The 21,624-nt window shown below is 67.3% G+C and carries 20 protein-coding genes and 1 pseudogene; 10 read left to right on the top strand and 11 right to left on the bottom strand.

Going from position 1 to position 21,624, the window contains the following annotated elements; genetic code table 11:
- Positions 1-223: 223 nt before the first annotated feature.
- Positions 224-1,471 (top strand): MFS transporter, encoded by a 1,248-nt coding sequence (locus ACWEFV_RS32045; RefSeq protein WP_450073092.1) that lies wholly within the window; start codon positions 224-226, stop codon positions 1,469-1,471.
- Positions 1,472-1,613: 142 nt separating this feature from the next.
- Positions 1,614-2,624: a L,D-transpeptidase gene (locus ACWEFV_RS32050; RefSeq protein ID WP_135451501.1), complete on the top strand. Its 1,011-nt coding sequence runs from the start codon at positions 1,614-1,616 to the stop codon at positions 2,622-2,624.
- A gap of 59 nt (positions 2,625-2,683) precedes the next feature.
- On the opposite strand, the gene ACWEFV_RS32055 is transcribed toward ACWEFV_RS32050, so the two are convergent.
- A complete protein-coding gene (locus ACWEFV_RS32055) occupies positions 2,684-3,076 on the bottom strand; it encodes a DUF4240 domain-containing protein (protein ID WP_167857663.1) in 393 nt (130 codons plus the stop codon).
- A 39-nt stretch (positions 3,077-3,115) separates the two neighbouring features.
- Positions 3,116-5,101 (bottom strand): M13 family metallopeptidase, encoded by a 1,986-nt coding sequence (locus ACWEFV_RS32060; RefSeq protein ID WP_450073093.1) that lies wholly within the window; start codon positions 5,099-5,101, stop codon positions 3,116-3,118.
- Positions 5,102-5,166: 65 nt separating this feature from the next.
- Here ACWEFV_RS32060 and ACWEFV_RS32065 point away from each other — a divergent pair, with 65 nt between their 5' ends.
- Entirely contained in the window at positions 5,167-5,766 is a 600-nt protein-coding gene (locus ACWEFV_RS32065; RefSeq protein ID WP_135451504.1) for a hypothetical protein, read from the top strand.
- Positions 5,763-6,452 (top strand): hypothetical protein, encoded by a 690-nt coding sequence (locus tag ACWEFV_RS32070; protein ID WP_135451505.1) that lies wholly within the window; start codon positions 5,763-5,765, stop codon positions 6,450-6,452. Before ACWEFV_RS32065 ends, ACWEFV_RS32070 begins: the two co-directional genes overlap by 4 nt.
- A gap of 41 nt (positions 6,453-6,493) precedes the next feature.
- On the opposite strand, the gene ACWEFV_RS32075 is transcribed toward ACWEFV_RS32070, so the two are convergent.
- Together ACWEFV_RS32075 and ACWEFV_RS32080 are read right to left on the bottom strand one after the other, a co-directional pair.
- A complete protein-coding gene (locus tag ACWEFV_RS32075) occupies positions 6,494-6,880 on the bottom strand; it encodes a Rid family detoxifying hydrolase (protein ID WP_135451506.1) in 387 nt (128 codons plus the stop codon).
- A 16-nt stretch (positions 6,881-6,896) separates the two neighbouring features.
- Entirely contained in the window at positions 6,897-8,147 is a 1,251-nt protein-coding gene (locus ACWEFV_RS32080; protein ID WP_135459714.1) for an NAD(P)/FAD-dependent oxidoreductase, read from the bottom strand.
- Positions 8,148-8,229: 82 nt separating this feature from the next.
- Here ACWEFV_RS32080 and ACWEFV_RS32085 point away from each other — a divergent pair, with 82 nt between their 5' ends.
- Complete coding sequence (locus ACWEFV_RS32085; RefSeq protein ID WP_450073094.1) at positions 8,230-9,726, top strand: PucR family transcriptional regulator; 1,497 nt, start codon at positions 8,230-8,232, stop codon at positions 9,724-9,726.
- Here ACWEFV_RS32085 and ACWEFV_RS32090 read toward each other — a convergent pair.
- The 3 genes and pseudogenes from ACWEFV_RS32090 to ACWEFV_RS32100 form a co-directional block, all read right to left on the bottom strand.
- Complete coding sequence (locus ACWEFV_RS32090) at positions 9,723-10,133, bottom strand: CoA-binding protein (RefSeq protein WP_135451508.1); 411 nt, start codon at positions 10,131-10,133, stop codon at positions 9,723-9,725. The two genes, ACWEFV_RS32085 and ACWEFV_RS32090, sit on opposite strands and share 4 nt — an antisense overlap.
- Before the next feature lie 12 nt (positions 10,134-10,145).
- A pseudogene (locus ACWEFV_RS32095) lies at positions 10,146-10,628 on the bottom strand (XRE family transcriptional regulator); the annotation flags it as partial.
- Between the two features lie 392 nt (positions 10,629-11,020).
- On the bottom strand, positions 11,021-13,879 hold the full coding sequence (locus tag ACWEFV_RS32100; RefSeq protein WP_135451509.1) for an MMPL family transporter: 2,859 nt from the start codon (positions 13,877-13,879) through the stop codon (positions 11,021-11,023).
- Positions 13,880-14,150: 271 nt separating this feature from the next.
- Here ACWEFV_RS32100 and ACWEFV_RS32105 point away from each other — a divergent pair, with 271 nt between their 5' ends.
- The 4 genes from ACWEFV_RS32105 to ACWEFV_RS32120 all read left to right on the top strand — a co-directional run bounded on the left by ACWEFV_RS32105 (position 14,151) and on the right by ACWEFV_RS32120 (position 17,365).
- Positions 14,151-14,708: a hemophore gene (locus ACWEFV_RS32105; protein ID WP_450073095.1), complete on the top strand. Its 558-nt coding sequence runs from the start codon at positions 14,151-14,153 to the stop codon at positions 14,706-14,708.
- A gap of 169 nt (positions 14,709-14,877) precedes the next feature.
- Positions 14,878-15,258: a heme-binding protein gene (locus ACWEFV_RS32110; RefSeq protein WP_167857664.1), complete on the top strand. Its 381-nt coding sequence runs from the start codon at positions 14,878-14,880 to the stop codon at positions 15,256-15,258.
- Between the two features lie 76 nt (positions 15,259-15,334).
- Entirely contained in the window at positions 15,335-16,003 is a 669-nt protein-coding gene (locus tag ACWEFV_RS32115; RefSeq protein WP_167858061.1) for a response regulator transcription factor, read from the top strand.
- A gap of 24 nt (positions 16,004-16,027) precedes the next feature.
- Complete coding sequence (locus tag ACWEFV_RS32120) at positions 16,028-17,365, top strand: HAMP domain-containing sensor histidine kinase (RefSeq protein WP_135451512.1); 1,338 nt, start codon at positions 16,028-16,030, stop codon at positions 17,363-17,365.
- 15 nt (positions 17,366-17,380) lie between these two features.
- On the opposite strand, the gene ACWEFV_RS32125 is transcribed toward ACWEFV_RS32120, so the two are convergent.
- The 4 genes from ACWEFV_RS32125 to ACWEFV_RS32140 are packed head-to-tail and all read right to left on the bottom strand — an operon-like array spanning position 17,381 to position 20,369.
- Entirely contained in the window at positions 17,381-17,683 is a 303-nt protein-coding gene (locus ACWEFV_RS32125) for a hypothetical protein (RefSeq protein WP_450073096.1), read from the bottom strand.
- Between the two features lie 30 nt (positions 17,684-17,713).
- Positions 17,714-18,079 (bottom strand): DUF3054 domain-containing protein, encoded by a 366-nt coding sequence (locus ACWEFV_RS32130; protein ID WP_450073097.1) that lies wholly within the window; start codon positions 18,077-18,079, stop codon positions 17,714-17,716.
- On the bottom strand, positions 18,066-19,265 hold the full coding sequence (locus tag ACWEFV_RS32135; RefSeq protein WP_450073098.1) for a peptidoglycan DD-metalloendopeptidase family protein: 1,200 nt from the start codon (positions 19,263-19,265) through the stop codon (positions 18,066-18,068). The genes ACWEFV_RS32130 and ACWEFV_RS32135 overlap by 14 nt, the downstream gene beginning before the upstream one ends.
- A 9-nt stretch (positions 19,266-19,274) precedes the next feature.
- Positions 19,275-20,369 carry a lysylphosphatidylglycerol synthase transmembrane domain-containing protein gene (locus ACWEFV_RS32140; protein ID WP_450073099.1) on the bottom strand — a complete coding sequence of 365 codons (1,095 nt, stop codon included), beginning with the start codon at positions 20,367-20,369 and terminating at the stop codon, positions 19,275-19,277.
- Between the two features lie 71 nt (positions 20,370-20,440).
- On the opposite strand from ACWEFV_RS32140, the gene ACWEFV_RS32145 reads away from it, so the two are divergent.
- Positions 20,441-21,574 carry an AI-2E family transporter gene (locus ACWEFV_RS32145; protein WP_135451518.1) on the top strand — a complete coding sequence of 378 codons (1,134 nt, stop codon included), beginning with the start codon at positions 20,441-20,443 and terminating at the stop codon, positions 21,572-21,574.
- Positions 21,575-21,624 lie beyond the last annotated feature (50 nt).

Consider the following 21,624-nt stretch of genomic DNA (forward strand, 5'->3'; position numbering starts at 1 on the left):
TCGCCGCATCACACGTGGATAAGCCGGCGGCACCTGCAACCTCCCTAGTCACGGAAATTGCATTGACCGTATGAATCTGCCGCCGAAATTCCGCCATGGCGTTACGAACGCGGCGGCCGGGGCTGGTGGGCGACGGCTGGTGCACGGTGCAGCGACCATTGCGCATCCGCTCGGGTCGGCAACCGCGCACGGCGACGTTATGGCACTACCGTGGCATTCCAGCATGACCTTCAGCGTCACCGGCGAATCGCTCCCCGCCCACACCAGCCCGTGGACACCGCGTGTTGCCACGCAACTCGCCGTACTCGCGGCGGCGGCGTTCATCTACGTCACCGCCGAGATGCTCCCGATCGGTGCCCTGCCGGCGATCGCCACAGATCTTCAGGTCAGCGAGGGGCTGGTCGCCACGCTCATGGCGAGCTACGCCCTGGTTGCCGCGCTCACCACCGTCGCCCTGGTGCGGCTGACGGCACGGTGGCCGCGACGCCGGACCCTGGTCGCGACCCTCGTGTGCCTGACGGTCTCACAGGTGATCTCGGCGCTCGCGCCGAACTTCGCGGTGCTGGCCGGCGGCCGGGTGCTGTGCGCGCTGGCCCACGGGCTGATGTGGTCGGTGATCGCACCGATCGGGGCCCGGCTGGTCCCGGCCAGCCACGCCGGCAGGGCCACCGCGGCGGTCTATGTGGGCACCGGCCTGGCCCTGGTGGTGGGCAACCCGCTCGCCGCGGCGCTGAGCGCGGTGTGGGGGTGGCGGCCGGCGGTGGCGGTCATCGCCGGGGCCGCGGCCGCGGTGGCCCTGGCCGCGTGGACGATGCTGCCGCCGCTACCGCCTGCCCCCGGCGCCACGCCGGCCGCCGGGTCACCGCACGGCCACCGGCACAACCGCCGGCTGCTCGCCTTGTCGGTGCTCACACTCATCGGCGTCACCGGGCACTTCATCGCCTACACCTTCATCGTGGTGATCATCCGGGACGTGGTCGGGATACACGGCCCGCATCTGGCCTGGCTGCTGGCGGGGTTCGGGATCGCCGGTCTGGCCGGGATGGCTGCCATGGCCAGGCCCCTGGACCTGTGGCCCAAAGCCTCGGTGCTGGGCTGTCTGGCCGCGCTGGCCGCTGCGCTGCTGACCTTGTCGGTGCTGGCCCTCGACTCGTGGTCCGGACGGGCTGCCGTGGCGCTCGGCGCGGTGGCGGTGGTCGTCTGGGGCGCGGCATCCACGGCTTTGCCGCCGATGCTGCAGGCCTCGGCGATGCGCACTGCTCCGGACGACCCCGACGGCGCGTCGGGCCGGTACGTCGCGGCCTTCCAGGTCGGCATCATGGGCGGTGCGCTCATCGGCGGTGGCATCTACGACCACGGCGGTGCGGCGCCGACCGTCGGAGCCGCCGCGGTGCTGATCATCGTCGCGATGTGCGGCGTCGCGCTGTCCCGTGGCGTATTCACCGTTTCCTGCGCTACCACCGAGATGTAACGCGATCACGCTCACAGTCGATAAACACCGCAGTTCAGCGCTGTGGAATCGGCCGCTGTGGGGGAATCACGGCTTCTCGCAGCAGTAGCTGGTCATTGCGTTGTGAGACACTGGATCGAGTTGTGCTGTCTGGAGGTTACTCATGCCGAAATCGGCAAAACGTGCACTGATCACCGCATTCATGGCCGCCGGAGTGGTCGGTGGAATGGTGCTCAGCCCATCCGCCTACGCAGACCCCGAGGTGCCGCCGGCACCCGTCGATCCTGCGGTCCCGGCACCCGCGGCCGATCCGTTCGCGCCGCCGGTCGACGCTGCGGCTCCGGCCGCCGCTGCCCCGGGCGCTCCGGCGGGGCCCGCGCCGATCATCAACTACGGTTCCCCGACCATCCCGTTCGAGGGCACCGCGCCCGGGCAGAGCTCCGAGCCGTTCACCGGTGAGGCACCGTTCCTGCCGCCGTCGTTCAACCCGGTCAACGGGTCGATGGTGGGTGTCGCCAAGCCCATCTACATCAACTTCCAGCGGCCGATCGCCAACCGGCAGATGGCTCAGGATGCCATCCGGATCACCTCGAACCCGCCGGTGGCGGGCCGCTTCTACTGGGTCACCGACACGCAGCTGCGCTGGCGCCCGCAGGACTTCTGGCCGTCCAACACCGTGGTGAACATCGACGCGGCCGGCACCAAGTCGAGCTTCCGGGTCGGCGACTACCTGGTGGCGACGGTCGACGACAAGGCCCATCAGATGGAGATCCTGCGCAACGGGAAGCTGGAGAAGACCTTCCCGGTGTCGATGGGCAAGCCCGACGGCAAGCATGAGACCAAGAACGGCACCTACTACGTGCTGGAGAAGTTCCCCGACATCATCATGGATTCGTCCACCTACGGTGTGCCGGTGGACTCCAAGGAGGGCTACAAGCTCAAGGTGCAGGACGCCGTCCGCATCGACAACAGCGGCGTCTTCGTGCACAGCGCCCCGTGGTCGGTGGCCCAGCAGGGCAAGAGCAATACCAGCCACGGTTGCATCAACCTGAGCCCGGAGAACGCCCAGTGGTTCTACGACAACTTCGGCAGCGGCGACCCGGTGGTGATCAAGAACACCGGTGGCGGCTGGTACAACACGCCTGACGGCGCGTCCGACTGGCAGATGTTCTAGCCGAACGTCGATACAACAAAACCCCTGCCGCGTTGGCAGGGGTTTTGTTGTATGCGCGGCTAGATCAGGTCCAGCGGCTCCCCGAACCGCTGAAAGTAGACCTCGTATGCGAGCCCACCAAGGTTGGCTGGATCACCGACGTCGACGTGTGACGGCATCCGGCTTGGCTCTGCGAGGACCGCTTCATATCTCACCCGCCCTTGGCTGACTACCCAGTGTGCTGCGTCTTCCAGGCCATCTTCAGACTCGTCGGGCCCGAGATTGGACCGATATGGCTCGTCTTGGAGCTCGGCAGCGAAGTCCAAGAATAGATCTTGGAACTTGTAGACGGCGCCCTTCGGTAGTCGTCCAAGAATTTCACGAAGGTGATCGCGGCTCTGCGAGGCCTCCGCTATGACGTCCCAGAACCAGTCGACGTCCGGACCCTCGTCGTGACGAACATCGTCAACCAAAGCCGCTCCCAATCTTCCAGACGAACACGCCTACCGGCCCTAGTTCCAGATTCGGACCCGCTGGGCCGGCTCCAGATACAGCTCGTCGGAATCAGCCACCTCGAACGCCTCGTAAAACGAGTCGATGTTGCGGATGACACCGTTGCAGCGGAACTCCGGCGGCGAGTGCGGGTCCACCGCCAGACGTCGGATCGCCTCAGCGTCACGGGATTTGGTCCGCCACACCTGCGCCCAGCCGAAATAGACGCGCTGCACGCCGGTCAGCCCGTCGATCACCGGAGCCTCCTGCCCCTTCAGCGACAGCTCGTAAGCCAGTAGGGCGATGGACAGTCCGCCGAGATCGCCGATGTTCTCCCCGACGGTGAACGCGCCGTTCACGTGGTGGGACGGATCCAGTGAGCGCGGACTGAACTCTTCGTACTGATCGATCAAAGCCTTTGTGCGGACCCCGAATTCAGCGCGGTCGGCATCGGTCCACCAGTCCACCAGGTTGCCGTCACCGTCGTACTTGGCGCCCTGGTCGTCGAAGCCGTGGCCGATCTCGTGCCCGATCACCGCGCCGATACCGCCGTAGTTGGCCGCGTCGTCGGCCGCGGCGTCGAAGAACGGCGGCTGCAGAATGGCTGCGGGAAAGACGATTTCGTTCATCCCCGGGTTGTAGTAGGCATTAACCGTCTGCGGCGTCATGAACCACTCGTCGCGGTCCACCGGGCCGCCCAACTTGGCCAGCTCGCGGTCGGAGTTCACCACATGGCCGCGGCGGTAGTTGCCGTACAGGTCGTCACGCTCGACCACCAGCGCCGAGTAGTCCCGCCAGCGGGCCGGATAGCCGATCTTGGGGGTGAACTTGTCGAGCTTCACCAGCGCCTTGGCCCGGGTCTCCGGCGTCATCCAGTCCAGCTCGTTGATGCTGACCCGGTAGGCCTCGCGCAGGTTGGCCACCAGCTCGTCCATCCGGGACTTGGCCTCCGGCGGGAAGTACCGCTGGACGTAGAGCTTGCCCAGGGCATCACCCATCAGGCCCTCGACCAGGGAGACGCCGCGCTTCCAGCGGTCGCGGTTCTGCTCGGTGCCGCTCAGGGTGCGGCCGTAGAAGTCGAAGTTCTCGGCCACCAGCTCCTCGGTCAACAGCCCGGCACGCGAATGGATGACGCGCCAGCGGGTCCAGGCCTTCCAGTCCTCCAGATCCTCGCTCGCCCACAGCGCCGCGAACGCCGTCACGAAGTCGGGCTGACGCAGCACCAGCTCGGAGACCTTCTCGGGGGTGGTGCCGAGCGCGCCCAACCAGCCGGTCCAGTCGAACCCGGGGGCATCGCCGGACAGGTCGGCGAACTTGCGCAGGTTGTACGTCAGATCGGCGTCGCGCCGCTTCACCACATCCCAGTGCGCGGCGGCCAGCTTGGATTCCAGTGCGACGATCCGGGCCGCGGTGTCGACGGGATCACCGGCAGTGTCTCCGTAGACGAGCGCGAACATCCGGGCGATGTGTCCCGGGTAGGCCGCCAGGATCTCGGCGTGCTGCTCATCGCGGTAGTAGGACTCGTCGGGCAGCCCGATTCCGGACTGGCTCATGTGCAGCAGGTAGCGCGTCGAATCCTTGGAATCGGTGTCCACGTACACACCGGCGCCGCCGGACACCCCGGTGCGCTCCAGCCCGCCCAGCACGGCGGCCAGCGCATCGCTGTCGGCCGCACCGTCGATCAGGGCGAGCTCCGCCAGCAGCGGCGCCAGGCCACGCGTGGCGATGGTCTGCTCGTCCATGAAGCTGGCGTACAGATCGCCGATGCGCTGCTCCTCGGTGCCCGCGGCGGCGCCGGTATCGGCCGCCTGGGTGATCAGATCGCGGATCTGCTCCTCGGCACGATCGTGCAGCAGCCGGAAGGCGCCGTCGGTGGCGCGGTCGGCGGGAATCTCGTAGTCGGTCAACCAACGGCCATTGACGTGGCCGAAGAGGTCGTCTTGCGGGCGGGCCTGCGGGTCGACATGGCTCAGGTCGATACCCGATTTGATCGCTTCTACCGTCACCCCGACATTCTTCCAGAAGGCCGCGGGTGCGCTGGGTGGGTTTCGCTGCCGGTACCCTCACGGCCATGCCCGAGGCGCCGAGCAAGGACAGCACAGCCGACCACCCCAATGGCGTTTTCACCGGCTTCGGCTTCGCCTCGGCGGTCGCGGGCCTGATCGCGGTCGTCGCGGTGGTCCTGGCCGTCATGGTGTGGACCGGGCACCGCGACGAGGCCGCCGAGCGCGCGTACCAGACGCGGGTGCTGCGGACCGCCGTCGACTGGACGAATGTCCTGATCAACATCAACAAGGACTCGGTCGAGGCCGGTATGCAGAAGCTGCGCGAGGGCACCGTGGGCCAGCTCAATTCCGACTTCGATGCGGCCGTGCAGCCTTACCGCGACCTGGTGCAGCGGCTGCAGGCCCGCACCACCGGCCAGATCGACTCGGTGGCCATCGAATCGCTGTACCACCCACCGCCAGGCCCGGACGGCCGCCCGGTGTCCGCACCCAAGACGGACCTGGCCGGGATGGTTTCCCGCACCGACACGGTGCTGGTCGTGGCCACCTCGGTCAGCGAGAACGCGGGCAGTGACAAGCCCCAGACCGTGCGCTGGACGTTGCGGCTGGACGTCTCCGACGTCGACGGCACCCTGATGGTCTCGCGGTTGGAGCCGATCCGATGAGAAACCGGTTGCGCGTCCTGGCTTTCGACATCGCGGCCCCGCTGGGCGCGATCGCGGCGCTGCTGTACATCGGCCTCGCGCTGTCCTGGCCGCTGTGGTGGGTATCGCTGTGCTCGGTGCTGTGCCTGCTGATCGTGCAGGGCGTCATCGTCAACATCGTGCTGGCCCGCCGCGACGGCGTGACGCTGGGCACCGACGACGATGCGCCCGGGTTGCGGCTCGCGGTCGCAGGCGTGGCCGCCGCCGCCCTGGTGGCCGCGGTGACGGTGGGCTACCTGCGCTGGACCGTGCCCGACCGCACCTTCAACAACGACCGCGACGAGGTGGTGCGTATCGCCAGCAGCGTCTCGGAGGCCACCGCCACGTTCAGCCCGCAGAGCCCGACCGCCTCGATCGACCGCGCCACCGGGATGATGTCGCCGCAGCAGGCCGAGCAGTTCAAGAACGAATTCGCCAATGTGGCAAAGGAATTGACGAGCAAGAACGTCTCGGCCACCGCGGCCACGATCTCGGCAGGCGTGGAGGCGCTGGGTCCGCAGGTGGCCAGTGTGGCCGTGGTCCTGCGCGGAACTCAGAGCGCGCCGGGCAAACCGACCGACAACGCGGTGATGGCACTGCGGGTCGCCCTGAGCAAGACCGACGGGCGCTGGCTCGTCGACAATGTGACCCCGCTGCACTCCCGGTAGGAACTCCCGTTAGGAGCCGGCACAAGGCCGGCTCCCGGGGGTCAGCTCAGTGCGACGATCGCGTCGATCTCGACCGTGGCGCCCAGAGGCAGCGCCGCCACTTCGATGGTGGTCCGAGCCGGGAACCGCGCATCGAAGAACTCTGCGTATGCGGCATTGATGTCGGCGAACGAACTCAGCTGGGTGGTGTAGATCGTGGTCCGCAGGGTACGGCCGAGGTTGGTGCCGGCTTCGGCGCACACCGCCGCGAGATTGGCCAGGCTCTGGCGCACTTCGGCGGCGATGTCGGCGGCCTCGATCGTTCCGGTGGCCGGGTTCAGCGGCAGTGAGCCGGAACAGTAGAGGACGCCCGCGTGCGCGACGGCCTGAACGTACGGGCCTACTGCTTTCGGGGCCACGGGTGAGGCGATCGTTTTCAGTTCAGTCATTGGAATCCACGTCCGTTCATCGAAGGGGGTCGACAGCGCGCAACGCTGCCGAGGTCTGGCCGGTGGCGATCTGTCGAGCAAGGAGCTTTCCGGTGACGGGGCCCAGCGTGATGCCCCACATGCCGTGGCCGCCGGCGATGAACACTCGCGGATCGTTCGATTGTCCGATCAGCGGCAGTCCGTCAGCGGTACACGGGCGGGCTCCCACCCACTCATCCTCACGCTGGTCGAGGTGGGCACCGGCAAGCAAACCCGACGCCGCGTCGCGCAGTACTCGGATTCGCCGGGGATCCAGTGGGGCTTCTACGTCGCGGAATTCCATCATTCCGGCGATGCGAAGGCGATCGCCGACGGGTGTGCATGCCACGCGCTGGGCGGGGAAGTACACCGGTCCGATCGGCAAATGGTCGACCTTGACGGTGAAGCTGTATCCGCGTCCGGCCTGGACCAGCCGTTTGACACCGAAAGGCCGGGCGAGGCGGTTGAGCCTGGCCCCGGTCGCGAGCACCGCGGCGTCGAAGGAGCGGCCGGCGATGCGGACCGGGCCGGCGCCGCCGTCGATGCGGTCTACGTCCGTATCCCGCACGATCTTTCCGCCGCGGGCCACCACGGCGTCGGCGACAGAGTGAACGAAGGCGGCGGGGTTGAGGAACCGCTCATCGAGAATCTTGATCGCGGCATTGATCTCCGACGAGAGCGCGGGTTCCTGTGCGCGAGCCTCGGCTCCGTCGAGCAGCTCGAAGTTGACGGACTGGCCTGCCGCCCGGATGTGCTTGATCTCGTCGAGCAGCACCTCCCGATCAGCGGAGGTGCGGTATGCGGCGATGAAAGGTGCTGCAGGAGCGGATTTTTCAGCGAGATCCAGCTCCATCTCAGCGAAGGCGGCGAGCGCCTCGTTGTTGAGCGGGATCAGGGCCTGCATCGCCTTCTGCCACCGCTTCGCGGTGCTGTTGCGGGCGAACTGTGCAAGGAAACGCAACAGCTTCGGGTTGGCGGTCGGCGGGACATACACCGGCGACGAGTGGCTCAGCAGGGCGCCGAGGCCGTACTTCAGTACCGCCGGTTCCGGCAGGGGAGTGGCGATGCTCGGTGTCAGCCATCCGGCATTGCCCCAGCTCGAGCCTGCGGCGACGTCATCTCGGTCGAAGACCGTGACTTCGATGTCGTACTCCTGGAGGTACCAGGCGGTGCACAACCCCACCATGCCGGCGCCGATCACGGCCACTTGCTTCCGCGGGACACTGTTGCGTGAGTTCACGGATTCAATACTGTGGCCTGCAACAGGATCCACCCCTGTTCGGAACTGACACCATGCCCTCGCTCGACTGTGCGGTATCTACAATCCGCTCATGCTCCAAGGTGTAGACCTTTGCGAAGCGCTGGGCGCAGGGGTGGTAACCACGCTGGTGGAGGGAGCTCCACGGGCGGTATCCGCCGTGCATCTGTGGGGCGATCGCCAGCCGCCTGGCGCTGGTTCGCTCATCGCCGCCATCGGGGCCACCGACGAGCGGGTGCAGATGGAGATCATCGACGTGGCGGTGGCAACCGGGGCTGCTGCCGTGGTGCTGCCGCAGCCGGTTCCGCCCGACGTCTGCGCCCACAGCGCCGCGCGAGGTGTCACATTGGCGGGCCTGAACCCGCAAATGGAGTGGTCGCACTTCATCTGGTTCGCGCGGGGTCTGCTGCTTGAGGGGCAGTCGGCGGTGGCCGGGGCGGCGTCGGCGCAGCAGGGGCTGTTCGCCTTGGCCGAAGTGGTCGCGACGATCTTGAATTCCTCGGTCACCATCGAAGATGCCCGAAGCCGCGTGATCGCCTACTCGGCAACGACGCAGACCGCCGACATCGCCCGCACCTCCACCATCATGGGCCGAGCCGTGCCCACCGATGTCCTGAAGCGACTGCGGGCCAGCGGGGCATTGAAACGACTGGCCCGGGAGAGCCGTCCGTTTCTGGTGCCCGCCGAAGAGCCCGGTTTTGCGCAGCGACTCGTCATCCCGTTGCGCGTCGGCGGACAACTCGTCGGTTCCATCTGGGCGATTTTCGATGGACGCCTCGACTCGGATCTCGAGGCGAGACTCTCGGCGGCGAGTACCGCGGTCGCTTTGCACCTCGTACGGTTCTGCGCCGAACTCGAGTTGACCGGCAGGTATTCGGTGGGTCAACTACGCGCGGCGCTGACCGGAGCGGCCGGCGATGCCGGTCAAGATGTGCCGCTGCTGTCTGAACCTGTCAGAGTCGTTGCGTTGCAAAGACTCTCGACGGCAGATGCCCGAGAGGACCTGGCTCTGTGGCGTACCTTCCTGCGAAAGAAGTCGTGGGAGGATCCGGTGCTCGTCGACATCGGCGATGCCGTCTACGCGGTGGTCGGGCAACGCGCGGGGCCGGGCGGCTGGCCCTGGCTGTGCGAGATCGTCGGATCCGCATCGCCCGGGGCGGTGGGCGCGAGCAGATTGAGTCCGGGCCACGCGGGGCTGCCGGCCGCCCGCGTGGAAGCGGACGAGACTCTTGCCGCCGCGCTGCACCTCGACCTCAGATCTGCGACGCACGAGCAGGTTTGGGACACCATTGTTCTGAGCCGTGCCACCACCGCCGTGCAGTCCGTGGCACACAGCGAACTGCAGCGGGTGCGCGACTTCGACCGCACGGACGGGACTGAACTGACCATCACGCTGCGCACCTGGCTGGAGAACTGGGGTGACGTCAACGCCACCGCAGCGGCGCTGAACGTACATCCGAACACCGTGCGGCTGCGGATGAAAAAAGTCGACCGGATTCTGCAGGGGCGGCTGGACACCCCGACCCAGCGGATCGCTGCCCTACTGCTGCTGCGTGGCTGGCAGCGCTAAGCGAAGCGGGCGTACTCGACCTTCAGGCAGAGGTCCTGGATGACGGTGAGGCCGGCGGCGGCGCCATCGTGCGCCACCTGCTCATGGCTCAGGCCCAGCTGCAGCCACAGCGTCTTGGCTCCGACCGCGATGGCGTCGGCGAGCACGTGCGGAAGCTCGTCGCGTCGACGGAACACGTCGACGAGGTCGGGTACCTCCGGAAGGGCGGCCAGGCTGGGATAGACGGGGGTGCCGTCGACTTCGGTTATCGTCGGGTTCACCAGGTACAGCGTGTAGTCGGTGGCCGCCTTCAGGTACGTCCAGACCTCGTGACTGGCCCGCGCCGGGTTGGCCGAGGCGCCGACGATGGCCACCGACCGGGTCTCCCGTAGAACACGTTGCACCGTCGCGACTGACTGGGACGTCATCTGCGGCGGCGACTACTTCGCGGAACGCTGCGCGGAGAGTTTCGCGAACCGGTCCGAGAGCCGTTGCATGCGCAGCAGCAGCGAGGCCGGCGGGCTGACGGTGCCTTCCAGATAGTCGGCGAAGGACTCGTTGGACACCCCGACGCGCGAAGCGAACTCAGGTGCCTGCAGTTCGGAACGACGCAGCATGGCCTGGATCTGACGGGCCACCTCGGCGCGCTCGGTGGCCTCCAGGTGCTCACGGGTGCGCACCAGCACTTCCGACAGTGCCTTGGACACCCCGTAGGGGCGGGCGGTCTGCAGCACTTCCTCTACCTGTCGGGCGGTCCGGCCGTACGGATCACGTTTGATCGCGGCGACGATGCGCTGCCAAACCGCCATGTCGTCGGTCTCCAACGCCGCACGGATCGCCGCGGTCGGCCAGTACTCGACCGGCCGGTCGTCGAATGCGGGTTGACGTTGCGGCGGTGCGGCCTTGGCCGGACGTGGTTGTCGCGGCTGTGCCGGCTGCTGCGAACGCTGTACCGGTGTGCGTGGTGTCTGCGTGCCCTGCCCCTGTGTGCGCTGTGCCTTTGTGTCCTGCCCGGGAGCGCGTTGCTCCTGTGTCCGTTGTACCTGGGCAGGCGCTTTTTGGGGGCGTTGTGCGGAACTGCGCTGCGCGGAACTGTTTTGTGCCGAAGTGCGAGGCGCCGTCGCGCGCGGCTTGGTCGGCGTCCGTTCTGCCGCGGCAGTGCGCTGCGCAGTGGTCCGCTGGGCCGCGGTGCGTTGCGTCTGGGGCCCTTGGACACGTTGTCCCGCAGGACGTCGAGCAGACGATTGAACCGGCAGAATCTCTTCGCGGCGCGCGATCCGCGCATCCCTCGGTTCCCGGACGTCGGGGGCCAACGTCACTTCGCCTCCTCCAGCATCGCTACCGCAACTGACAGGCAGCGCTGCCTGACCTTCTCCCATTCGGCAGCTGCATCCGGGTCCGACAACACGACGTCGTGTTCATCGGACGGCTGCGGGTCGGCCAGCCGGCGCACCAGCTGCGTGGCCACCCATCTGCTCTTCGGGTTCTGCCCACAGTAATACCGGTCCATGCCCGACAACACCAGAGCAGCGGTCTCGGTTTCCACCGATTCGACGAGATCAGCAAACTCTTCAAAGTCTTTGGCGCTGTTACGGCACATGATCAGATAACTTTTCAGCCGCAGCGTTTCCGCGCCTGTCGGGATCTGCAGCCGGTCACCGGTCGGCAGTTGCACATTGGTGGTCTCCACCGGGCCGAGTCGCTCCATCGGTGCGCGATCTGCGTCGGCCTCGGTCTCCAGGGCGTCCACGGCCACCGAAAGCCTGCCGCGCCACATCGTCACCGGATGCACCCCGGGGCACCGCTTCGGGCCGCCGGGCCGCCGGGCCGCCAGCCGGGAGGACGGTTTGCCGCAACCGCTGAAGGCCAACGGGTCGGTGACGATGATCGTTTGCGGAGCAAGGGTTTTCATTCGCGCGGCGGTCCGCACCATCATGCGTAGATCAGATCCGCTCGGCCCCAACGCGGAGATGTCGTCGGGAATGATCACCAGATCGGTGACCTCGACCTTGGGCAACGGCTTCTCGAAATCAACCTCGGGCAGCAGCCGATCCAGCCAGTGCGGCAGCCACCAGTTCCACTCGTCGAACATGGCCATCAGGGCAGGCACCAGGATCAGCCGGACCACGGTCGCGTCGACCGCGATGGCCACCGCACACGCCACACCGAGCTGCGCCACCAACGGCATGCCGGCAAAAGCGAAGCCGATGAACACCGCGATCATGATCAGCGCGGCGCTGGTGATGGTGCGCGCGCTCGTGCTGACGCCGTAGGCAACCGCGTCACGGGTGCTGTTGGTCTGCAGGAACCGTTCCCGAATCCGGGTGAGCAGAAAGATCTCGTAGTCCATCGACAGACCGAAGGTCATCGCCAGGACGAGCGGCGGAACGGTGCTGTCGAGCGAGCTGATCTTCTCGAAGCCCAGCCCCTCGAACCAGCCCCACTGGAAGACGACAACCAGGCTGCCGTAGGCCGCGGCCACCGACAGCACCGTCATCAGCACACCCTTGAGTGCCAAGAACACCGACCGGATCGACACCAGCAGCATCACGAAGGCGATCAACGCGACGAACAGGAACACCAGCGGCTGGGTGCTGGAAACCCGATCATCGAAGTCCTTGATCAGCGCGGTCGGACCACCCACGTCGACCCGGGCGTTCGGGCCCGCGGCCTGCGGCAGTTTGTCCCGCATCCAGTCGATGGACTCGCGCGCGGCCAGATCCTCGGGGTCCACCGACAACACCGCCGAGAGCAGCGCGCTGGTGTTGTTGTCGGCGAACACCGGTGGCTGCACGGTCTGCACCTGGGGTGCCCGGGTCATCTCCTGGCGTACCGCGTCGAGTGCGGCGGTGGCCTTGGGGCTGTCGGCGTTGCCTTCCGGGAAGGTCACCAGCACCCGCACCGGCCCGAGTGCTCCGGGACCCAACGCGTCGGCCGCGGCGTTGACCCCGCCGCGGATCTCGTGGGTCGGCTCGAACTGGCGCTGCATGCTGTTGCCCAGCACCATGCCGAACGCCGGTGCCGCCAGGATCAACAACAGGATCGTCGCGGCAACGGCCGAAGCCCACGGCCGGCGCATCACTGCGCCCGTCCATCGGGTCCAGAACCGCGACTGGGTCGCCTCGGCGCGGCGGGACCAGTGCAGGTACGACGAGCGCTTGGCCGCCGCCTGGCCGAACGTCGCCAGCACCGCCGGGGTCAGGGTGGTGGAGGTCAGCACCGCGACCGCCACGGCCAGGATCGCGCCGGTGGCCATCGACACCAGCACCGGGGTGTCGATGATGTAGATGCCCGTGACGGAGGCGATGACGGTGAGGCCGGACAGGGCCACCGCCAGGCCGGACGTGGCCATCGCCGCGTCGACCGCGTCGGCCGGATCACGGCCCGCCCGCAGCTCCTCGCGGTACCGCATCAGGATGAACAGGGAGTAGTCGATGGCCAGGGCGATGCCGAACATCGACACCGTCGAGGTGACGAACACGCTCATCTGCGTGTACATCGACAGCAGATAGACCAGGCCCATGGTCACCACCACGGTGCAGATGCCGAGCACCAGCGGCAGCGCCGCGGCGGCCAGCGAGCCGAACACCGCCAGCAGCACGATCAACACGATCGGCAGGTTCCACTTCTCGGCCGCGGCGATGTCGTGCTTGGTGGCCTGGGTCGCGGCCGCACCGAGTGCGCCCTGCCCGATGACGTAGAACTTGACCTTGCCGTTCTCGCTCTCGCCCGGCTCTTCGCCGTGCACACCGACCTTCTGGCGGAGCTGCTTGGCCACATCCACCGCGCCGGTGTTGTTGAAGTCCAGCTGCAGTGTGATGACGTAGGGCCGGTCCGGCTGCGGGGCAGGCTGTTGCGGATTCGGCACGATCTTGACGCTGGGGACCTGGCCCGCGACCTTCTCCAGCCACACGACCGCGGCGTTCATGTCTTGGAACGAGGCGTCGGCGCGGGGAGCTGCGATCAGGGCAAGCGGGGACGCGCCCTGGTCCGGGAAATGGTCCTCGAGCTGCAGCTGGACGTGGAGCGACTGTGAACCTTCGACGTCGAACCCGCCGCCGGTCAGATTGGACGACTGGTTGATCGCGAGGTAGATCGAGGGCACCAGAAGCAACAACCATGTCGCGAAAACCGCCCAGCGGAATCTGCGCAGATAGCTGCTCAAGCGCATCATGAACTGCTGGATGCGAGGTCCCCGCTTTCTCCCCCCCAACATGGCTGGGCGTGTCCTGGCTCGTACCAGCGAGAGCGTACCTCCACCGGTGTAATGTGGCCCGCTCTCTTGTGGTTCTGAGATCGCGCTGAGACATCTCACAGCTGATATCCGTAGCGTTGCGCCGGTGTCGTCGGCGCGGCAGTGCTAACGAAATCTCTCAGCCCGGCGACATAGCCAAGGACGACCCCGGCTGACGTGTGCGCCGGGGCCCACGCTGAAGGAGTACCCCATGCAACCGACCAACGGTGGATTGCGCCGCAGTCTGGCTGTCGCCCTCGCGGTGACGGGGGCCGGCGGCGCAATGGTGGCCGCGCTCATGGTCCCGTCCGCCACCGCTGCGACCGATCCGTGCGCGGCCAGTGAGGTCGCCCGCACCGCGGGTGGTGTGGCCACCAACATCGGCAACTATCTGGACACGCATCCGCAGACCAACCAGGCCCTGACCACGATCAGTCAGCAGCAGGGCGGACCCCAGTCGATCGCCGCCCTCAAGACCTACTTCGACGCCAACCCGCAGGCCGCCAAGGACATCCAGCGGTTGCAGCAGCCGCTGGCGAACCTGGGAACGCGCTGCAAGTTGCCGGTCAGCCTGCCGCAACTGATGGGACTCATGCAGGCCACCGAACAGGGCGGCGGGACGGCTGCCGGTGGTTTGCCGGCCGGGCTGCCCTCGGCGCAGAACGTCGGGGTGCCCAGCGTCGCGGTGCCTGCGCAGTCGTCGCCAGCCTCGGCGGTGACGTCGGGCGCCGGTCCGCTTCCCGGACCCGCGACGGCCTCGACCCGCTAGATCAGCCGCCGTCGCGTCGTCGACGGTGATACCGCTGAACTGCGGGTTCACCAGCCGGCACGTCGGTTTGCGCGCAAGGCAGGAAAGTCGTCCCGGATTCTGCTTAGCTTTCCTGAGCCGATAACCGTTTGGGGTTACGGCCTTCCCCATCCGATGAAGGAGCTTGACCATGTTGCTCTCGGCCCGAAATGCGCGGCGCGTGGTAGCTGGCGTGGCCGGCGCCGGCGCCGTAGCCGGTGCGATGCTGTTCGGCGCCATCCCGTCGGCGCTTGCCGACCCGGCGAACAATCCCCCCAACTGCACCGCCGCCGATCTGGCCGGCGTGGCTTCGGGTGTATCGGCATCAACCTCTGCGTACCTGTTCACCCATCCCGATGTGAACAATTTCTTCACCAGCCTCGAAGGCCTGCCGCGCGAGGAGGTCAAGACCAAGGTGCACGACTACCTGGAAGCGAACCCCCAGACGAAGGCCGAGCTGACCGGTATCCGCCAGCCGCTGGTAGACCTGAAGAACCGCTGCGGCGAAGCTCCGGCTCCGGCCATCCCGTAACCGAGTGCGGGTGGAAGTAACCCCCGCCAGCGGTGAAGGACACGTGACGCCCGAGAGTGCGAATCGCACAGTGCTGATGGTCGACGACGACCCGGATGTGCGTACTTCGGTTGCCCGCGGACTGCGGCATTCGGGGTTCGACGTCCGGGTCGCGGCGTCCGGCAAGGAGGCACTGCGCCTGTTGTCGAACGAGTCGCACGACGCGCTCGTTCTCGACGTCCAGATGCCGGAACTCGACGGTGTCGCCGTGGTCACCGCGCTGCGGGCATTGGGCAATGAGATCCCGATCTGCGTGCTCTCGGCCCGCGACACGGTCAACGACCGCATCGCGGGACTGGAAGCCGGCGCGGACGATTACCTGACGAAGCCGTTCGACCTCGGCGAGCTCGTGGCCCGGCTCAACGCACTGCTGCGCCGGGCCAGCCATGCCGAGCGGCCGTCGGACACGATGACCGTCGGGCCGTTGACCATCGACACCGCCCGCCGACTGGTGTTCGTCGGCGGGGAACGCGTCGACCTGACCAAGCGCGAGTTCGACCTGCTGGCCGTGCTGGCGGAGAACACCGGTGTGGTGCTGTCCCGGCAGCGGCTCCTCGAGCTGGTCTGGGGATACGACTTCGACGTCGACACCAACGTGGCCGACGTCTTCATCTCGTACCTGCGGCGCAAGCTCGAAGGGCCTGACGTGCCGCGCGTCATCCATACCGTTCGCGGGATCGGGTACGTGCTGCGGGAAGACGCGTGAGGACGCCATGAGAACCGGAGTCAGGTGAGGCTTTTCAGCCTGATCCGCTCGGCGTCACTGCGTACCAGGGTCGCGGTGGCCGCGGCGCTGGCGGCCGCCGCCGTGGTGGCGTTGTTCACCATCCTGACCTCGGTGGTGCTGGCCAACAACGATTCCGCGCAGTTGGACCGCAGGCTCGATTCGATCGTCGACGCCAGCATCAACCCCGAGCATCTGCAGGATCCCACGCGCGGGGTGCTGACCACCGGCCGGTCGCGGTCGACGGGGCAGGTGGTGTTCCAGCGGGGTTTCCAGTTGCCGGCGCTGCCGCCGGGCACCGAGACCGTCCAGGTCAACGGAGTCGACTACCGGGTGCGCACCGTCCATGTGGACCAACACGGCGGGGTGCTGATGTCCATCGGCATCCGCGCGGACAGTATCTTGCTGAGCCCCAACAGGATTCCGCTGTACACCGGATTCGGTGTGGCCACCGTGCTGGTGGCAGGCGGGCTGGGATGGCTACTCGCCGGGCCGGCCATCCGGCCGCTGCGCAAGCTCACCGAGCACACCTCGAAGCTGGACAGCGGCACCGACACGATGCCGAAGGTGCGCGGCGTGCGGGAGGCCGAGGACCTGTCGGAGGCCATGTCAGGCATGCTCACGCGCTTGGCCGCCGCGCAGCGTGCCACCACCAATTCCCTTCAGGCTGCTCAGGATTTCGCCGCCAACGCCGCGCATGAGCTGCGCACGCCGCTCACCGCGATGCGCGCCGACCTGGACACGCTGCGCATTCACAGCCTGCCGGAATCCGAGCGCGACGAAGTGGTGGCCGACCTGTCCAGGGCGCAACGCCGGGTCGAGGCCATCATCACCGCGCTGGGTCAACTCGCGTCGGGGCAACTGGCCCAGGCCGAGGACCGCGAATTGATCGACATCGCCGATCTGCTCGACCGGGTGGTCAGGGAGAACGCCCGGGGGAGCGAGCATATCCAGATCGACGTGCACGTGGCCGACGACATCGGCCTGGTGATGGGCTGGCCCGGTGGGCTGCGTATCGCGGTGGACAACCTGGTGCGCAACGCGATCGTCCATGGCGAGGCGACCCGGATCACGCTGACCGCCCACCGCGGCGACGGGCACCTCATCATCATCGTCGATGACAACGGGCGTGGACTACCGGTCGAGGAGCACGAGACGGTACTGGGCCGGTTCCGCCGGGGCAGCACCGCGATGGCGGGCGGATCCGGGCTCGGCCTGGCCCTGGTCGCCCAGCAGGCTCAATTGCACGGCGGTGAGATCACGTTGTCCGACGGGCCGCTCGGCGGCCTGCGGGCCACCTTGACGGTAGCGATCTCGTCGGCAGAGCCCGATCAAATCGACTGACTCCGGCGAGCGGCTTCAGCGTCTGTGCGTGAGCCGGTTGACGGCGGCAAGTACGGGGGCGGCCGCCGCCGCGACGGGTGCTCCGAGCCGGGTATCCGTGGCCCGGATGAGGCGGACGGTCTTCATGGCCATGGTCAACACCTCGCTGCCGCGAATCCGCATGTCTGCCTCGAACCGGCTGATGGCGACGGCGAGGGTGAGATCACCGGCGGCGAACTCACACATGTGTGCAACCAGGCTCGCCGCGTCGCGAATGGCGGCGCCGGCCCCCATCCCGGCGGTCGGCGGGGAGCTCGTCCAGGCCTGCCGCCGCCTCATCCGGAGATGGGAAGCTGTCGCCGGAAGCTGTCAGTGATTCCGGATTCGATCCCCGGCCATGGCCACCGCGCGCCAGCCCAACAGCAGCAGCGCGGTTGTCAGGGAGGCGACGATGATGAAGCTGACGGCCACGCCGGCCGAGGTCAGTTTGCGCAGCACCATGCCGACCACCACCGTGCTGATCCACACCACGATGCCGGTGGGCGCCAACGACGTCGGACGCTGCCAGCCGCGGGAAAGCAGCCAACCCACCAGGGTCCCGGTCAGAAACGGCCACGCTGTCTCGGCCACGCCGGCCACCGTGAGGCCCTCGGCGTGGCTGCGCCGTCCGATCGTGCAGAACACGACGACGCAGATGAGGTCGGTGAGGAGGGCTAGTGCGCTAGCTCGTCGCATAGGTCATCACATCCAGTACCAGTGGGCTGACGTCGGTTTGGTCGCGCTCGGCGAAGCCCGGTTGCCGTGCGGCCGGCTTGCCGTCGAAGAGCGCATCGGCGGCGGCCAGCGAGGTCAGCCGCGAATCGAGCCGGAACGATTTGAAGGTAAATGGTAAGCCATTGGACGCCAACGGATCCGGCCCGTCCATCACATGGAAGTGCAGGTGCGGTGCATCGGAGTTGCCGGAGTTGCCCAAGGCGCCGATGACCTGCCCGGCGCTAAGTTTGTCTCCGGGCTTGACCTTGAGGCTGTTCGGTTGCAGGTGGGCGTAGAAGGCGTAGTTGCCGTCCCCGATGTCCTGCACGATGTGGTTGCCGCCGTACTGCTGCAAGGTGAGGCCGCTCGGCGTGACACCGGGGACCTGCTCGTTCAGTCCGTCGAGCACTGCGACCACCGGTCCGTCGGCCACCGCGTGGATCTCGGAGCCGAAATACGGGTAGCTCGTGACCTTGGCCCGGTCCCCGGTGAACAGCCGCCCATCGGCGCCGAGCTGCACATAGTCGATCGCGAATCGTTCTGCAGCCCAGACTTTTCCGTTGATCGGATTCAGCGCCATGCGGTGCGGCGTCATATCGCAGCAACTGTTGGCGTCCAACCAGTTCTCGCCGGTCAGCGGCGGGACGATGGATACCGGCTTTCGGGTCTGCACCGCCACCGGCGCCACCGACTCGGTCAGGGTCGGCGGGACCAGTGGCGGCATCGGCTTGGCCATGGTGATCCCGAGTTCGTGGTTGAGTTCTCCCGGCACCTGCGTCGGATCGTCGGCGACGACGTCCAGCCACACGTAGGCGCTCTGGCCGGGGCCGAGCACGTTGGTTCCGACGGCGGAATTACCCACGGCCCTGGTCCAGTACTTGAGGCTGTCCCCGGACAGGGTGAGTAGTTTGCGGTCGGCCGTGGTGGCGCTCAGCGAGTTGAGGGTGACATTGGCCGGCGAGGTGTTGGTCAACATCAGCTCGTAGGCCAGGTGGGTGCGGCCGTCGGTGGCCGCAACCGGAACCGGTTCTGCCAGAACCGATCCCACCACCGGCGTGACAGCCGGCGGCGGGGTGGTGGTTGTGGTGGACTCCGACTGGGGAGTCTGCGCCGACGAGCACCCGGCCAAAGTCAGGACGAGTACTGCGATCGGGTACCGGACTCGCATGGACGTCTCCTAGCGTTCGGATTCGGGTTTTGAAGAGTCGGTTGCCGTGTCCGTGTTCACGTCGGGGTCGATGTCCTTCTCGGTGCGGAACATGAAGAAGAACACCACCCAGCCGATCGTGGAGATGAAGATCCAGCTGACCAGCCGGTAGATGAGCATCGCGGAGATGGCAGAGGCCAGCGTCAGTCCGGAGGAGACCAGCCCGGGCACGAGGACGGCCTCCACCACCAGTAGACCGCCCGGCATCAACGGGATCGAGCCCACCGCCCGGGCCGCGGCGTAGGCGACGGTGACGCCGGCCAGTGACGGGTGACCGCCCGCGGCGTAGCAGGCGAATGCCAGGCAGGCCACGTCGGCGATCCAGTTGAACATCGACCAACTGAACGCCACCGCGAGGTCCCGTCGGCCCAGGTTGACGGACTCCAACTGCTGCAGGATCTCGCGCCATTTCGTCAGCCCGGCGTCTGAAGGCTTGCCGCGCAACGAATTAACCCACGACAGCACCTTGGCCCCGATGCCGTCGATCAGCTCGGGTCTGGTGGCCACGGCCTGGGCCAGCAAGATGATCGCGAGGAACGCGCCGAGCGAGAAGATCAGTGACAGCGGGTTCTTGCTGGCGCCGAGCAGGAGTGCTCCGCCGAGGCCGAGCAGTGCCAGGCCCACGACCTGCAGCACGCCCGACATCACCAGCTGCCACGAGGCCACCAGTGGTGAGGCACCCCAGATGCGTTGTTGGCGGTATACGAACGTCGCCGAGAGCACCGGGCCGCCGGGCATGGTGGTCGACAGTGCGTTACCGGCGTAGAACGCGGCCTCCGACCGCCACTGCTTGACGGGCACACCCGCCGAGCGCAGCAGGGTCCGCTGGATCTGGGCGAAGCTGTGCATCGAGGCCATCGCGGCGCCCACCGCCGCCAGCACCCACCATCCATTTGCGGTCAGCAGGCTGCGCCATGCCTTCGCGAGCTGGTCCCAGACCAGGGTCACTTCGACGGCGAGAACCGTGACCGCGAGTGCGATGACCACCCATCGGGCCCACCAGTACTTGCCGCGCGTTGAGCCGGCCCGGGCCCGGGCCGTGTCGGCCGGCGCGTCCTGTGACACGCCCTACAGGGTAACCGCGCAGGTCGTGTCGACATCGCCGGTTGCTGGGCGCGCCGCATTACGCTACCGAGATGGCACTGGATCCTGTTGCTGATGAGGCCGTTACGCCGTTCGTCCGCAAGGTTGCGGCCTGGTCATGGCGGCTGCTCGTCATATTCGCGGCCGTCGTGGCACTGCTGTGGCTCATCAAACACCTTGAGGTGATCGTGGTGCCGGTGGCGCTGGCCACCATGGTCGCGGCGTTGCTGCTGCCCGCCGTCGACTTCATGGACCGCCGCGGTGCCCCGCGCGGCGCCGCCGTTGCGCTGGTTCTGCTCGCGAGCTTCGCTGTGGTGGGCGGCATCCTGAGCTTCGTCATCTCCCAATTCATCGAGGGCGCACCACAACTCGTGGAACAGGTGACCCGAAGCATCGACGGGCTGCGCAACTGGCTGATCAACGGCCCGCTGCAGCTGAGCAAGGAGCAGATCGACCAGGCCGGCAACACCGCGATCGAGGCGCTGCAACGCAACCAGGAGAAGCTCACCACCGGGGCGTTGTCCACCGCGGGCACCCTCACCGAACTTCTCACCGGCGCGCTCTTGGTGCTGTTCACGCTGATCTTCCTGCTCCAGGGCGGCCGCAACATCTTCGCGTTCGTCACCAAGGTGTTCCCGACCCATGTGCGTGAGCGGGTTCGTGACGCCGGGCGGGCCGGCTTCCACTCGTTGGGCGGCTACATGCGAGCGACGTTCCTGGTGGCCCTGGTCGACGCGCTCGGCATCGGTACCGGCTTGGCGATCATGGGTATCCCACTGGCGCTGCCGCTGGCCTCGCTGGTGTTCATGGGCGCCTTCATCCCGCTGGTCGGTGCCGTCGTCGCCGGATTCCTGGCGGTGGTGGTGGCGCTGCTGGCCAAGGGATTCGTCTACGCCCTGATCACGCTGGGGCTGATCATCGCGGTGCAGCAGCTGGAAGGCCATGTGCTGCAACCACTGGTGATGGGGCGCGCGGTGTCGATCCACCCGCTGGCGGTGGTGTTGGCCATCGCGGGCGGCGGTGTGCTGGCCGGCATTGTCGGCGCTCTGCTCGCGGTGCCCACCGTGGCGTTCATCAACAGCGCGACCCGGGTCCTGCTGGCCGAGGACCCGGACGCCGAGGAAGCGCAACTGGCGGAGGCAGAGGGTGTCGTCGTCGGGGTTCCTCCGGACGAAGCAGACGACTAGCGCCGAATGTCGGCTTGTCGTCGAGATTCCAGCGAATCATCGAGCACAAG

This window comes from Mycobacterium sp. NPDC004974 (assembly GCF_053600815.1).